The organism is Planotetraspora kaengkrachanensis, from assembly GCF_016862895.1.
Taxonomy (GTDB): Bacteria; Actinomycetota; Actinomycetes; order Streptosporangiales; family Streptosporangiaceae; genus Planotetraspora; species Planotetraspora kaengkrachanensis.
Map to the genome: position 1 here is coordinate 15242 of NZ_BONV01000003.1, position 12390 is coordinate 27631.

Annotated in this window: 13 protein-coding genes; 4 read left to right on the plus strand and 9 right to left on the minus strand. The window is 72.0% G+C overall.

What is annotated here, in order from left to right:
• Positions 1–2: 2 nt before the first annotated feature.
• The 5 genes from Pka01_RS04710 to Pka01_RS04730 form a co-directional block, all read right to left on the minus strand.
• Positions 3–503: a carboxymuconolactone decarboxylase family protein gene (locus Pka01_RS04710; protein WP_203881342.1), complete on the minus strand. Its 501-nt coding sequence runs from the start codon at positions 501–503 to the stop codon at positions 3–5.
• On the minus strand, positions 500–1579 hold the full coding sequence (locus Pka01_RS04715) for an NAD(P)H-dependent amine dehydrogenase family protein (RefSeq protein ID WP_203881343.1): 1080 nt from the start codon (positions 1577–1579) through the stop codon (positions 500–502). The genes Pka01_RS04710 and Pka01_RS04715 overlap by 4 nt, the downstream gene beginning before the upstream one ends.
• Positions 1580–1643: 64 nt before the next feature.
• Positions 1644–2804 carry an acetyl-CoA C-acetyltransferase gene (locus Pka01_RS04720; protein WP_203881344.1) on the minus strand — a complete coding sequence of 387 codons (1161 nt, stop codon included), beginning with the start codon at positions 2802–2804 and terminating at the stop codon, positions 1644–1646.
• Between the two features lie 10 nt (positions 2805–2814).
• Positions 2815–3432, minus strand: coding sequence for a TetR/AcrR family transcriptional regulator (locus Pka01_RS04725; RefSeq protein WP_203881345.1), 618 nt, complete (start codon positions 3430–3432; stop codon positions 2815–2817).
• Between the two features lie 15 nt (positions 3433–3447).
• A complete protein-coding gene (locus tag Pka01_RS04730; protein ID WP_203881346.1) occupies positions 3448–4221 on the minus strand; it encodes an SDR family oxidoreductase in 774 nt (257 codons plus the stop codon).
• Positions 4222–4319: 98 nt separating this feature from the next.
• On the opposite strand from Pka01_RS04730, the gene Pka01_RS04735 reads away from it, so the two are divergent.
• The 4 genes from Pka01_RS04735 to Pka01_RS04750 all read left to right on the plus strand — a co-directional run bounded on the left by Pka01_RS04735 (position 4320) and on the right by Pka01_RS04750 (position 8831).
• Complete coding sequence (locus Pka01_RS04735) at positions 4320–5171, plus strand: enoyl-CoA hydratase (protein ID WP_203881347.1); 852 nt, start codon at positions 4320–4322, stop codon at positions 5169–5171.
• Positions 5161–6288: an acyl-CoA dehydrogenase family protein gene (locus tag Pka01_RS04740; protein ID WP_203881348.1), complete on the plus strand. Its 1128-nt coding sequence runs from the start codon at positions 5161–5163 to the stop codon at positions 6286–6288. The genes Pka01_RS04735 and Pka01_RS04740 overlap by 11 nt, the downstream gene beginning before the upstream one ends.
• 3 nt (positions 6289–6291) lie before the next feature.
• Entirely contained in the window at positions 6292–7272 is a 981-nt protein-coding gene (locus Pka01_RS04745) for an acyl-CoA dehydrogenase family protein (RefSeq protein WP_203881349.1), read from the plus strand.
• A 137-nt stretch (positions 7273–7409) separates the two neighbouring features.
• The gene (locus tag Pka01_RS04750) at positions 7410–8831 is read left to right on the plus strand and encodes a S28 family serine protease (RefSeq protein WP_239114739.1); all 1422 of its coding nucleotides are present in this window, start codon (positions 7410–7412) and stop codon (positions 8829–8831) included.
• 61 nt (positions 8832–8892) lie between these two features.
• Here Pka01_RS04750 and Pka01_RS04755 read toward each other — a convergent pair whose 3' ends face one another.
• From Pka01_RS04755 to Pka01_RS04770, 4 genes are read right to left on the minus strand one after another with little or no spacing between them, the layout of a single operon-like run.
• A complete protein-coding gene (locus Pka01_RS04755; RefSeq protein WP_203881350.1) occupies positions 8893–9981 on the minus strand; it encodes an NAD(P)H-dependent flavin oxidoreductase in 1089 nt (362 codons plus the stop codon).
• On the minus strand, positions 9951–10712 hold the full coding sequence (locus Pka01_RS04760; protein WP_239114741.1) for a CoA-transferase subunit beta: 762 nt from the start codon (positions 10710–10712) through the stop codon (positions 9951–9953). Before Pka01_RS04760 ends, Pka01_RS04755 begins: the two co-directional genes overlap by 31 nt.
• Positions 10709–11593 (minus strand): CoA transferase subunit A, encoded by an 885-nt coding sequence (locus tag Pka01_RS04765; RefSeq protein ID WP_239114742.1) that lies wholly within the window; start codon positions 11591–11593, stop codon positions 10709–10711. The genes Pka01_RS04760 and Pka01_RS04765 overlap by 4 nt, the downstream gene beginning before the upstream one ends.
• On the minus strand, positions 11593–12342 hold the full coding sequence (locus Pka01_RS04770) for an enoyl-CoA hydratase family protein (RefSeq protein ID WP_203881352.1): 750 nt from the start codon (positions 12340–12342) through the stop codon (positions 11593–11595). Before Pka01_RS04770 ends, Pka01_RS04765 begins: the two co-directional genes overlap by 1 nt.
• Positions 12343–12390: the final 48 nt, after the last annotated feature.

Sequence of the window (12390 nt, forward strand, 5' to 3'; positions counted from 1 at the left end):
GTCTAGCCGCCGGTCCGGGGGCGCGGGGCCGACGGCAGCGCGCACACGGTGTCGAGGCCCAGCACGTGGTTGAGCCGGCCGAAGGCCAGCCAGGAGCCGATGCTCATACTCAGCTCGACGATCTCGAGTTGGCTGTAGTGCGCGGTCATCCGCGCCCAGAACTCCTCGTCGAGGCCGTGGTGATCCAGGGAGTACCGCTCGGCGTACTCGGCGGCCAGCCGGGTGCGGTCGTCGAAGGCGCCGGTGGTCCGCCACTCGGTGACCGCGTCGAGGAACTCGGGCTCGACCTTCTGGCCGTCCCGCTCGGTGCGCCAGTCGAGGCAGAAGGCGCACCCGTTGATCTGCGCGATCCGCAGCCGTGCCGCCTCGAACTCGCGCAGCCCGAGGGTCGTGTGGGCGTACACCGACATCGAGAACTTCGAGGCGGCGATCCCGATGCCGGGGACCATCTCGCCCCACACGTACTCGATCGCGTCCTTGCCCTCGGGGATGTCGATGTTCACGGGTGCTTCCTTCCGAGTCTGCCGACGGCGGGACGCAGGGGGACGTCGAGCGCGTCGTAGAGTCCGGGATCCGCGTCCACGAGCCAGTCGACGGCGCTCACCAGCCGGCCGACGGCGGTGGCGTTCCCGCCCGCGGCCCGGTTGCCGCCCTCGTCGGTGGCCTCGACCGTGACCTCGATGCGCGGGCTGCCTTCGATGATCACGCGGTGCGCTCCGTCGCCGTCGGGCGGCGTCGGCCAGTCGGGTGCGCAGGACGCGTGGATGCGGGTGACGTGCTCGATGACGATGCGGGGCTCGCCCTCGACGATGCCCTGCACCTCGAACCGGACCGCGCCCTGGGTGCCCGCCTCGAAGTCGCCCATCGACCTGGTGCTGATCGTGGTGTCGAGCGGGCGCCGGTCGAGGGTCTCGCGGATCTCGTCGAGTTCGACGCCGAGGGCCCTGGCCATCAGCCGTATCTGCCCGCCCCACACCATGGTCGGGACGGTAGGCGCGGTCATCGGCGGCTCGTAGTCCATCGGCTGGCCCATGCCGACCAGGTAGCGGACCGAGTCGGGCTGGTCGTAGGTGGAGTAGTCGAAGATCTCCTGGCAGCGGATCACGTCGACGGTCGTGCCGAGCCCGCTGACCAGCAGCGGCAGCACGTCGTTGCCCCAGCCGGGGTCGATGCCGGAGACGAACAGCGAGCCGCCCCCCTCCGCCGCGGCGGCCAGCACGGCCTCCCGCATCTCCGGCGGGGCGTTGCGCTGGTCGTAGAGGGCGTACAGCGAGGGGGTGACGACCACCGCTCCGATTCGGATCGCCCTGATGATGTCGGCGAGGGCCTCGTCGGGGCGGATTTCGCCGGACGCCGCGTACACCACGGCGCCCGGACGGGCCGCCAGCACCGCGTCGACGTCATCGGTGGCCTCGACACCAAGATCGCGGCCGAGCCCGGCGAGGTCGCCCGCGTCGCGGCCGACCTTGCCCGGGTCGTGGACGAGCACGGCCGCGAGTTTCAGGGCCGGATGTGCCTCGACGGCGCGGATGGCCGCGCGGCCGACGTTGCCGGTGCCCCAGACAATCGTGGGAATCATGGCCGGATCCTAACAAGCGCTTGCTTTGCTGTATAGTGTCCCCCCGATCCCCCGACGACCGTTCTCACCAGAGGCGTTCCACGATGGTGACGTTGGCCTGACCGCCGCCCTCGCACATCGTCTGCAGGCCGTACCGGCCGCCGGTGCGCTCCAGTTCGTGCAGCAGGGTGGTCATCAGCCTGGCGCCGGTCGCGCCGAGCGGATGGCCCAGCGCGATGGCGCCGCCGTTGGGGTTGACCCGCTCCGGGTCGGCGCCCGTCTCCTTGAGCCAGGCGAGCACCACCGGGGCGAAGGCCTCGTTGATCTCCACGAAGTCCATGTCGCCGATGGACATGCCGGTCTTCTTGAGCGCGTGCGCGGTCGCCGGGATCGGCGCGGACAACATGCGGATCGGGTCCTCGCCGCGGGCCGACAGGTGGTGGACCCGGGCCCGGGGGCGCAGGCCGTGGGTCCGCACGGCCTCCGGCGAGGCGATGAGGAGCGCCGCCGCCCCGTCCGAGATCTGTGAGGCCACCGCGGCCGTGAGCCGGCCGCCCTCCTCCAGGGTCCGCAGCGCCGCCATCTTCTCCAGGGAGGTGTCGCGTCTCGGCCCCTCGTCGGCGGCGACGCCCTCGAGCGGCGCGATCTCCCGCTCGAAGAGTCCCTCGTCGATCGCCAGGATCGCGCGGCGGTGCGACTCGTACGCGAAGACCTCCATGTCCTCCCGCGAGATGTCCCAGTCGCGGGCGATCATCTCGGCGCCGCGGAACTGGGAGACGTCCTGCCCGCCGTACCTGCCCTGCCAGCCGCGCGAACCGGCGAACGGGCCGCCGGTGAGGCCGAGGGAGTCCGTCGCGCCGCGGGAGGCGAAGGCGATCGGGATCTGGGACATGTTCTGCACCCCGCCGGCGACCACGAGGTCGCTCGTGCCCGACATCACGGCCTGGGCCGCGAAGTGCACCGCCTGCTGGGACGAGCCGCACTGACGGTCGACGGTGACGCCGGGCACCTCCTGGGGCAGCCCGGCGGCCAGCCAGCTGGTGCGGGCGATGTCGCCCGCCTGCGGGCCGACCGCGTCGACGCAGCCGAAGACCACGTCGTCCACCGCCGCGGGATCGACCCCGGAGCGCGACATGAGCTCGGTCAGCACATGGGCGCCCAGGTCCGCCGGGTGCACGCGGGAAAGACCGCCGCCGCGCCTGCCCACCGGGGTGCGCACCGCTTCGACGATGTAGGCCTCCGCCATCGGCAACTCCTCAGGTCGTCACGATCCCGTCCAGGACCATCGCCATGTACTGCCTGGCTATCTCGTCCGCGGACAGCCTGCCGTCGCGGCGGTACCAGCTCGCGGCCAGCCAGACGGTGTCGCGGGTGAAGCGGTAGATGAGACCGGTGTCGAGGTCCGCGCGGAAGACGCCCTCCATGACGCCCCGGTCCAGCACCGACAACCACATCGCGCGGAACCGGCGCTGCGAGTCGGTCAGGTAGGCGAACCGCGGATTGGTCGCCAGGTGCTTGGACTCGTTCTGGTAGATCACGACGGCGGGGCGATGCCGGTCGATCGTGCGGAACGACTCGGCGATGAGCGACCGGAAGGTCTCCCGAGCGTCGAGCCCGGCCGCGGTCACCGCGTCGTAGGCCGCCCACATGTCGGTGAGGAAGACCGACAGGATCTCGTCGACCATCGACTCCTTGGAGTCGAAGTGGTAGTAGAGGCTGCCCCCGAGCATGCCCGCGGCGTCGGCCACCTCGCGGACCGTCGTCGACGCGTATCCCCGCGACGCGAACACCTCTGCGGCGGTCGCGAGCAACTCCGCCCTGCGCTCGGCGCGGGCGGCCGCGGTGCTCTCGGAGTCTCGGCGTCGTGGGCTCATGGAAGGGCGGACCTCTCAGGGATGCTGGCTGGAGACCGAGACGACCTCCCCGGTCATGTACGAGGAGTAGTCGCTCGCGAGGAAGACGATAACGTTGGCCACTTCCCAGGGCTCCGCGTGACGGCCGAAGGCCTCCTTCTCGACGAGCCGGGCCAGCAGTTCCTCCGTCGTCACCTTGGCCAGGTGCGGATGCAGGGCCAGTGAGGGCGCCACCGCGTTGACCCGCACGCCGTACGGCGCGGCCTCGATCGCGGCGCATCTGGTCAGGGCCATGACCCCCGCCTTGGCCGCCGCGTAGTGGGCCTGGCCCTCCTGTGCCCGCCAGCCGACCACCGAGGCGTTGTTCACGATCACGCCGCGGCCCCTCGGCTGCATGCGCGACAGCGCGGCCCGCGTGCAGCGCATGGTGCCGGTCAGCGTCACGTCGAGCACCCGGGCCCACTGCTCGTCGGTCATCTCGGTGAGCCTGGCAGTGCCGCCGAGACCGGCGTTGTTGACCACGACGTCCACCGGGCCGAACCGCTCCTCGGCGACCGCGAACAGGTTTTGCACCTGCTCCTCCGAGGTGACGTCGCAGGGCACCGCCGTCACGTCGTCGCCGAACTCCGCACGCAGCTTGCCCAGGCTCTCACCGAGCCGCCGCTCGTGTGCGTCGCTGATCACCACGCGCGCGCCCTCCTCGAGCAGGCGCCGCGCGCAGGCGCCCCCGATGCCGGTGCCGGCCGCCGCGGTCACCGTCGCCACCCGGCCCCGCAGCAGGCCGTGACCGGGAACGTAGGTCGGCTGCATGCCCCGCCCTCCACGGATCCCCGGCCCGCCGGGATCCACCTCGCTGAGCTGACGTGGTTTACTCTATCAAATAGTTGTTAGAAAGAATCGAGGGTGCCATGAGCGGTGCCGTGAGCGTGGTGCGCTACGAGCGGCGCGGGCCCGTGGCGGTGGTCACCATGAACCGCCCGGAATATCGCAACGCGCAGAACTCGGCGATGACGTACGCGCTGGACGAGGCCTTCTACCGGGCGGCGGCCGACGACGAGGTCAAGGTGATCGTGCTGGCGGGCGAGGGCCGGCACTTCTCCGCCGGGCACGACATCGGCACCCCGGAGCGGGACGCCCACCTGTCCTTCGACCGCAGGGCGAGCCTGTGGTGGGACCATGTGGGCAGGGAGGGCGCGGAGAGCCGGTTCGCCCGCGAGTCGGAGGTCTACCTCGGCATGTGCCGGCGGTGGCGGGAGATACCGAAGCCCATGATCGCGATGGTCCAGGGGGCGTGCATCGCCGGCGGCCTGATGCTCGCCTGGGTCTGCGACCTGATCGTCGCCTCCGAGGACGCGTTCTTCTCCGACCCGGTGGTGCGGATGGGCATCCCCGGCGTGGAGTATTTCGCCCATCCGTGGGCCATGCCGCCGAGGATCGCCAAGGAGTTCCTCTTCACCGGCGACCGCATGCCCGCGCGGCGCGCGTACGAGGTCGGGATGGTCAACCGGGTGGTGCCCCGCGAGGAGCTGGAGGCACAGGTCCTGGCGCTCGCCGAGCGCGTCGCGGCCATGCCCCGCATGGGCCTGGCCCTGGCGAAGAAGGCAGTGAACCAGGCCGAGGACCTCCAGGGCATGCACGCCGGGATGGACTCGGTCTTCGGGCTGCACCACCTCGCCCACGCGCACAACGCCGAGACCTCGGCCGATTCGCTCGCCGGGATGGACCCCCGGAGCATGAAGGCGGCCGCCGATGGATCTTGACCTGTCGGCCGCGGAACGGTTCCGCGCCGAGGTCCGGCAGTGGCTGCGCGCCCACGTCCCCGCCACGCCGCTGCCCTCGCTGGAGACCGAGGAGGGGTTCGCCGCGCACCGCGCCTGGGAGCGCGAGCTGCATGCGGCCCGGTTGTCGGTGGTCTCCTGGCCCGAGGAGTACGGCGGGCGGAACGCGACCCCGCTGGAGTGGCTCGTCTTCGAGGAGGAGTACTACGCGGCCGGGGCGCCGGGCCGGGTCGGCCAGAACGGCATCACCCTGCTCGCCCCGACCCTGTTCCGGTACGGCACGCCCGAGCAGCTCGCCCGCGTCCTGCCGCCGATGGCCTCCGGTTCGCAGATCTGGGCGCAGGCCTGGTCCGAGCCCGGAGCGGGCAGCGACCTCGCCTCCCTGCGCGCCACCGCGACCAGGGTCGACGGCGGCTGGCTGCTGAACGGCCACAAGACGTGGAGCTCGCGGGCGGCCTTCGCCGACCGGGGCTTCGGCCCCTTCCGCTCCGACCGCGAGGCGGAACGGCACCGCGGGCTGACCTACCTGATGTTCCCGCTGGACGCCGAGGGGATCACCCGCCGTCCGATCGGACGCCTCGACGGGAAGCCCGCCTTCGCCGAGCTCTTCTTCGACGACGTGTTCGTGCCCGACAGGGACGTCGTCGGCGCACCGGAAGAGGGCTGGCGGGTCGCGATGACGACGACGGGCAACGAGCGCGGGCTCACGCTGCGCAGCCCGGGCCGGTTCCTGGCCGCCGCCGACCGGCTGGTGGAGCTCTGGCGCGAGCACGGAGACCCCGCCGACTCCGCGATGCGCGACCGGGTGGCGGACGCGTGGATCCGGGCCCGCGCCTACCGGTTGAAGGGCTTCGAGACCATCTCACGCACCGACGACATCGGCGCCGAGTCCAGCGTCAACAAGGTCTTCTGGTCGGAACTGGACGTGGCGCTGCACGAGACGGCCCTCGACCTGCTCGGCCCGGACGGCGAGCTCGCGGGCGAATGGCTGGAGGGCTACGTGTTCTCCCTCGCCGGCCCGATCTACGCGGGGACCAACGAGATCCAGCGCGACGTGATCGCCGAGCGGGTGCTCGGCCTGCCGAGAGCGGGGCGATGACACGTGAGGTTCGTCCTGGACGCCGAACAGAGACTGTTCGCGGAGACCCTGGACAAGCTGCTGACCGAGGGGTCCGCCGCCGTCGTCGCCCGGGAGTGGGCCGCGGGGAGACCCGAGCCGGGCCTCGCGCTGTGGCGCTCGCTGGCCGGCGCCGGAGTCCTCGCGCTCGCCGTGCCCGAGTCCGCGGGCGGCGCGGGGCCTCTCCCCGTCGAGCTGGTGACCGCGTTCCACGAGTTCGGCAGGCACGGCGTGCCTGGGCCGTACGTCGAGACCGTGGCGGCCGCGGTGATGCTCGGCCGTCTCCCCGAGTCGTCGCCGGCCGCCGCGTGGCTGCCCGCGATCGCCGACGGCGCCCTGGTCGTGTCGCTCGCGCTTCCTCCGGCGGTGCCGTACGCGCTGGACGCGGACGTCGCCGGGCTGGTGCTGTCGGTGGACGGGGAGGAGCTGCGCGTGGCCGGGTGCGGCGAGGCGCACGCCTCCCTGGACCCGGTCCGGCGGCTGTTCTCAGTCACCGGAGTCACTGCGGGCGAGGTGATCGCCTCTGATGCGGCGGCGGCCGAGGCGTACGACATGGGGGCGCTGGTGTGCGCCGCCCAGCTCGTCGGGTTGGGGCGCCGGCTGCTGGAGGTGTCGGTGGATTACGCGCGAACGCGACGGCAGTTCGGGCGGCCGATCGGCGAGTTCCAGGCGGTCCGGCACCACCTGGCCGACGCGCTGGTCGGGCTGGAGTACGCCCGTCCCCTGGTGTACGGCGCCGCCCTCTCGCACGGCACGCCGGACTTCGCGAGGGACGTGTCGGCGGCGAAGGCCGCGGCGTCCGAGGCCGCGTACGCGGCGGCCAGGATCGCCCTGCAGGTGCACGGGGCCATCGGCTACACCGACGAGTACGACCTCAGCCTGCTCATCCGCAAGGCGCGGGCGCTGCACTCGGCGTGGGGCTCCCCCGCCGATCATCGTGCCCGGGTGATGTCCGCGCTGGCGTGAGCGCACGCCGATGGCGACTAGATGTCCTTAAATCAGTAAATGTCTGATGTTAGGGTGACGATCACGCTTCTGCCCCTCGTAGTGGTCACCGGGGCCGAACCTCCGGTGACGCGCTCCGCCCCCCAGGAGACACGATCGTGCGAACCCGGACCGCGACCGCCCTCGTCCCCGCCCTCATGCTCGCGCTTCTCACCACCGGCCCCGTCGCCCTGCCCGCTTCGGCGGCGGCGACCCCAGTCAGGTCGTCCGTCACGGCCGCCGAGGATCCCCTGCTGGCCGCGCTCAAGGCCGTCCCCGGCCTGACGGTGGTCTCGGAGTCCCAGCCGACGGGCTACCGGTACTTCATCCTGAGTTACACACAGCCGATCGACCATCGCAACCCGAAGAAGGGGACGTTCCAGCAGCGGCTGAGCCTTCTGCACCGCGACACCGCCGCGCCGGTGGTGCTTTACACCAGCGGGTACGGCATGTCGACGAACCCGTCCCGGACGGAGCCGACCCGGCTGCTCGACGGCAACCAGGTCTCGGTCGAGCACCGTTTCTTCACGCCCTCCCGGCCCGCCCCCGCGAACTGGCGCGATCTCGACATCTGGCAGGAGGCGAGCGACGAGCACCGCATCGTCGAGGCGCTCAAGACGGTCTACACCGGCAAGTGGATCCAGACGGGCGCCAGCAAGGGCGGCATGACCTCCGTCTATCACCGGCGGTTCTACCCCGGCGACGTCGACGGCGTGGTGGCCTACGTCGCACCGAACGACCGGGTCAACCCCGCCGACCGCGAGTACGACGACTTCTTCGCCCATGTCGGTGACGCCGCGTGCCGCACCGCGCTGAAGAACGTGCAGATCCAGGCGCTCAAGCGGCGCGACCGGCTGGTACCCAGGCTGAAGGCGTACGCGGCGGACAACGGCTACACCTTCACCAGGACGCTCGGCACCGCCGACCGCTCGTTCGAGATGACCGTGCTCGACGCTCCGTGGGCGTTCTGGCAGTACTCGACCGCGGCCGACTGCGCTGAGGTGCCGACCGCCACGGCGACCGACGACGAGATCTACCAGTGGCTCGACCAGGTGGCGTCCTTCGCGTTCTACACCGACCAGGGTCTGGAGTACTACACGCCGTACTACTACCAGGCCGCCACCCAGCTCGGCTGGCCCGAGCTGAAGTTCGCGCACCTGCGCGGGCTGCTCCGCTACCCCGGCCTCTACCAGGCCAACTCGTCGATTCCCGCGGAGCTTCGCTCACGGCACGACCCCCGGCCGATGCTCGACGTCGACCACTGGGTGCGCAAGCAGTCGAGCCGGATGATGTTCATCTACGGCGAGAACGACCCGTGGAGCGCCGAGCGGTTCACGCCCACCAAGAAGGACTCCTACCTCTACGTCGCGCCCGGCGCCAACCACGGGGCGAACGTCGCCGGGCTCAACGAGGCCGACCGTCTCGCCGCGACCGCGACGTTGCGGCGCTGGGCCGGGGTGTCCGGCGTGACGGCGCTCCAGCGGAACGCGCAGGCGTCGGTTCCCGACGACGACATGCTTGAGCCCCGCCGCCCGTCCTGATCAGCACACCTGGTCACTACACCTGGTCACTACAGCTGGTCACTACAGCTGGGCGGCACACCTAGGCCGGCACGTCGCCCAGGCCGCGCAGGACGCCTGCGGCCTGGGCGACGATGCGGCCGATCAGCTCCTCGCAGGTGGGCAGGTCGTCGATCAACGCCACCACCTGGCCGGACGCCATCACGCCGAGGTCCGGCCTGCCGTCCACCATGGCCGCCTTGAGCAACATGGGCGTGTTGGCGGCCATCAGGACCTGCGACCAGCTCAGCTCCCTGTCGCGCCGCATCGCCAGGCCGTCGCGGATCAACGCGGGCCACGACATCCCGGAGATCCTCCTGAACCTGGCGGCGCTGCGCACGGCCCGGAGCAGGCGGGACGCCCCGCCCGACCGCTCGAGCCCGTCGACGAACTCGGTCCGCAGCACGCGGTGCGGCATGCCGTCGACCTGACGGGTGACGACGGTCTCCGTCGTGCCGAGGTAGGCCTGCTTGACCGCGTCGGGCACCGGGCTGTCGGCGGTCAGCAGGAACCGGGTGCCCATCCCCACCCCGGCGGCGCCGTACGCCAGGGCGGCCGCCAGGCCGCGCCCGTCGAAGAAACCTCCTGCGGCGATCACCGGGATGTCCACCGCGTCGACGACCTGGGGCAGCAGCAGAGTGGTGGCGACCGCCCCGGTGTGGCCGCCGCCCTCGCCGCCCTGGACCATCACGGCGTCGGCTCCCCAGGCCGCGACCTTCTCCGCGTGGCGTCTGGCGCCGACCGACGGGATCACCACGACCCCGGCCTCCTTCAGCGTCGAGATCAGTTCCCGCCGCGGCGCGAGGGCGAAGGAGGCGACCTTCACCCGGTTCCTGACCAGCAGGTCGACGCGGTCGCCCGCGTCCGCGGCGTCGGCGCGCAGGTTCACGCCGAACGGCGCGTCCGTACGCTCGCGCACCTCCGCGATCGCGGCGGCGAGCCGGTCCAGGGTCATCGTGGCCGAGGCGAGGATGCCGAGGCCGCCGGCGTTCGCCACGGCGGAGACCAGCCGGGGACCGGCCACCCAGCCCATGCCGGTCTGCACGACCGGGTGTCGGACGCCCGTGAGGCGGGTCAGCGGCGTGTCCAGCACCTGGGCGGTCACGCCCTGACCTCCCGGTCGCGCAGGCATTTCGGGTCGAGCACCTCGCGGATCAGCCGCAACTCCTCGTCGGAGGGCTGCCGGGTCTGCGGCACGTCGCCCTCGACGACCAGGTCGAAGCCGGTCGCGGCGACCACCCGTTCGACGTCGACTCCGGGATGCACCGAGACGAGCCGCATCGACCCGTCGGGCGTGGCGAAGTCGAGCACCGCGAGGTCGGTCACCACGCGGCGCAGACCGTGGAACCGGGAGGCTCGGGGCCCGAGCGCCGCCGCCCGGTCGAAGCCCACTCCGCTCACCATGTCGACGGCGGGCACGAAGACCCGGGTCGAGTGCCGCGGGATCCAGTAGCTCGTCGGGTCGGCGATCGTGTTCCCCGGCGCGCCGCGCGCGCCGAGGAGCTGCGACTTCGGCCGCGCCCAGTCGCCGATGGCGGAGATGTTGGTGTTGCCGTGCCGGTCGATCTGCGAGGCGCCCATCATCACGTGTCGCCGGCCGTTCTGCACCAGCCACAGGTGCTCGCGGAACGGCAGCCATCCCTCCACCGCGCCCGCGGGCGCGCCGAGCGCCACCGGCTCCGCGGTGAGCAGCGCGCCGCCGTCGGTGGTCAGCAGCCCCGGCTCGAACGTGAGCCTGGCCAGCCTGGCCCCGAGGATCGAGCACGTGCCCATCGCCGCGGCCAGCACCTCGCCGTCGCCGCGCCACGCCTCGGCGCAGGCCACCACGCAGATCTCCGCACGGGCGGCCGACGACGCGCTCACCGCGCCTCCCCCCGGCCGTGGTCCCTGTCGCCGTCCTGCTCGTGCCATCGCCGTACGGCCTCCTGGTAGGCCGCCTCGTCACCGGACAGGAACCGGCCGGCGAACGCCGCCCACGCCTCCGGGTCGGCGGCCGAGGCCGCGTAGTGCCGCTGGAACGCCTCGTCGCGCTCGCGGCCGGAGCCTCGTTCGGTGAAGTGGCCGCCGTCCGGCGTCTCCACGACTCCCGTGACGTGCATGCGGCTGACCAGCAGCGTCTGCGGCGGGCCGCCGAGCTCGCCGGGCTCGACCATCCGCTCGCAGGACAGGTAGGCGCGACCGGCCGCCTTGACGAACAGGTCGTCCAGGTAGGGGTCGGGGCCGAGATAGCGGCCGTTGCCCCGGGTGTCGGCCAGGTCCAGGTGCACCAGCGCCGCGTCCGTCGTCAGCGCGGGCACCGCGACCAGTTCCTCCCCGTCCTCGTACGGCGAGCGGACGGTGCGCAGGCCCGGATTCACGCGCATCACGTCGGAGCCGAGCCCCGCCCGCGTCGGCAGGAACGGCAGCCGGTGCGCCCCGGCGAGCAGGCCGAACATGAACATCCCCTCGTCGTACTCGGTGAACTCGACGGCTCCGCTCTGCCGGGCGGCCCGGAAATGCGGTTCGAGCGCGATGGAGTCGAGCGTCACGAAGGGGGCGATCACCCGGCGGACCTTGCCCGCCGCGCACAGCAGGCCCACGTCGGGCCCGCCGTACGAGACGACGGTCAGGTCCGTCAGCGGGGACCGGCAGATCGCCCGGACCAGGGCCATCGGCTTGCGCCGCGAGCCCCACCCGCCGATCCCGATCGTCATGCCGCTGTCCAGCGAGCCGACGATCTCCTCGATCGACATCACGACGCCCATCAGGTCGCCCGGTCCGAGACGAAGGCGTCGCGGTGCCTGTCGCCGGCGCCGGTGAGGCTGAGCTCGAACGTGAAGCCCTGCTCGAACCGGTAGCTCCGCCTGACGTCGACCGGGTCGATGCCGTTCAGCGACTCCTTGGCCCGCCGGATCACCTGCGGATCCTTGGCGGCGATCTGGGCGGCCACCTCGAGCGCGGCGTCGCGCAGCCGCTCTCGCGGCACGACCTCCAGGACCGAGCCGTACGCGTGCAGTTCGGCGGCCGTGACGGTGCGGCAGGTGTACACCATGGCCCGCATCAGATGCTGGGGAACCAGCCGCGCCAGGTGGGTGGCGGCCCCGAGGGCTCCCCGCTCGACCTCGGGTAGCCCGAAGTAGGCGTCGTCTGAGGCGACCACGATGTCCGCGTTGCCGGCCAGGCCCACGCCTCCGCCGAGGCAGAACCCGTGCACGGCGGCGATCACCGGCACCTCGCACTCGTAGACGGCCGCGAACGCCTCGAAGCAGCCCCGGTTGGCGCCCACCAGGGCCGTGAAGTCACCGTCCGCCTGCATCTCCTTGAGGTCGACGCCCGCGTTGAACCCGCGGCCCTCGGCCCGCAGCACCACGACCCGGGTCCGCATGTCCCGCCCGGCCTCCCGTACGGCGCCGGCCAGGTCGAACCAACCCCGCACGGTCAGCGCGTTCACCGGCGGGGCGTCCATCACGATCTCGACGACGCCCTCGCCGTGACTGCTGGCGGAGATTCCCATACAACCGCCTTTCGATCTAACATTTGTTAGAAAATACGCTAGCAGAGT

What these genes read in the sequence shown, in the direction of transcription:
- Pka01_RS04715 (WP_203881343.1), bottom strand. Translation starts at nt 1,579, where the DNA reads ATGATTCCCACGATTGTCTGGGGCACCGGCAACGTCGGCCGCGCGGCC.
- Pka01_RS04720 (WP_203881344.1), bottom strand. Translation starts at nt 2,804, where the DNA reads ATGGCGGAGGCCTACATCGTCGAAGCGGTGCGCACCCCGGTGGGCAGG.
- Pka01_RS04725 (WP_203881345.1), bottom strand. Translation starts at nt 3,432, where the DNA reads ATGAGCCCACGACGCCGAGACTCCGAGAGCACCGCGGCCGCCCGCGCC.
- Pka01_RS04730 (WP_203881346.1), bottom strand. Translation starts at nt 4,221, where the DNA reads ATGCAGCCGACCTACGTTCCCGGTCACGGCCTGCTGCGGGGCCGGGTG.
- Pka01_RS04735 (WP_203881347.1), top strand. Translation starts at nt 4,320, where the DNA reads ATGAGCGGTGCCGTGAGCGTGGTGCGCTACGAGCGGCGCGGGCCCGTG.
- Pka01_RS04740 (WP_203881348.1), top strand. Translation starts at nt 5,161, where the DNA reads ATGGATCTTGACCTGTCGGCCGCGGAACGGTTCCGCGCCGAGGTCCGG.
- Pka01_RS04755 (WP_203881350.1), bottom strand. Translation starts at nt 9,981, where the DNA reads ATGCCTGCGCGACCGGGAGGTCAGGGCGTGACCGCCCAGGTGCTGGAC.
- Pka01_RS04765 (WP_239114742.1), bottom strand. Translation starts at nt 11,593, where the DNA reads ATGGGCGTCGTGATGTCGATCGAGGAGATCGTCGGCTCGCTGGACAGC.
- Pka01_RS04770 (WP_203881352.1), bottom strand. Translation starts at nt 12,342, where the DNA reads ATGGGAATCTCCGCCAGCAGTCACGGCGAGGGCGTCGTCGAGATCGTG.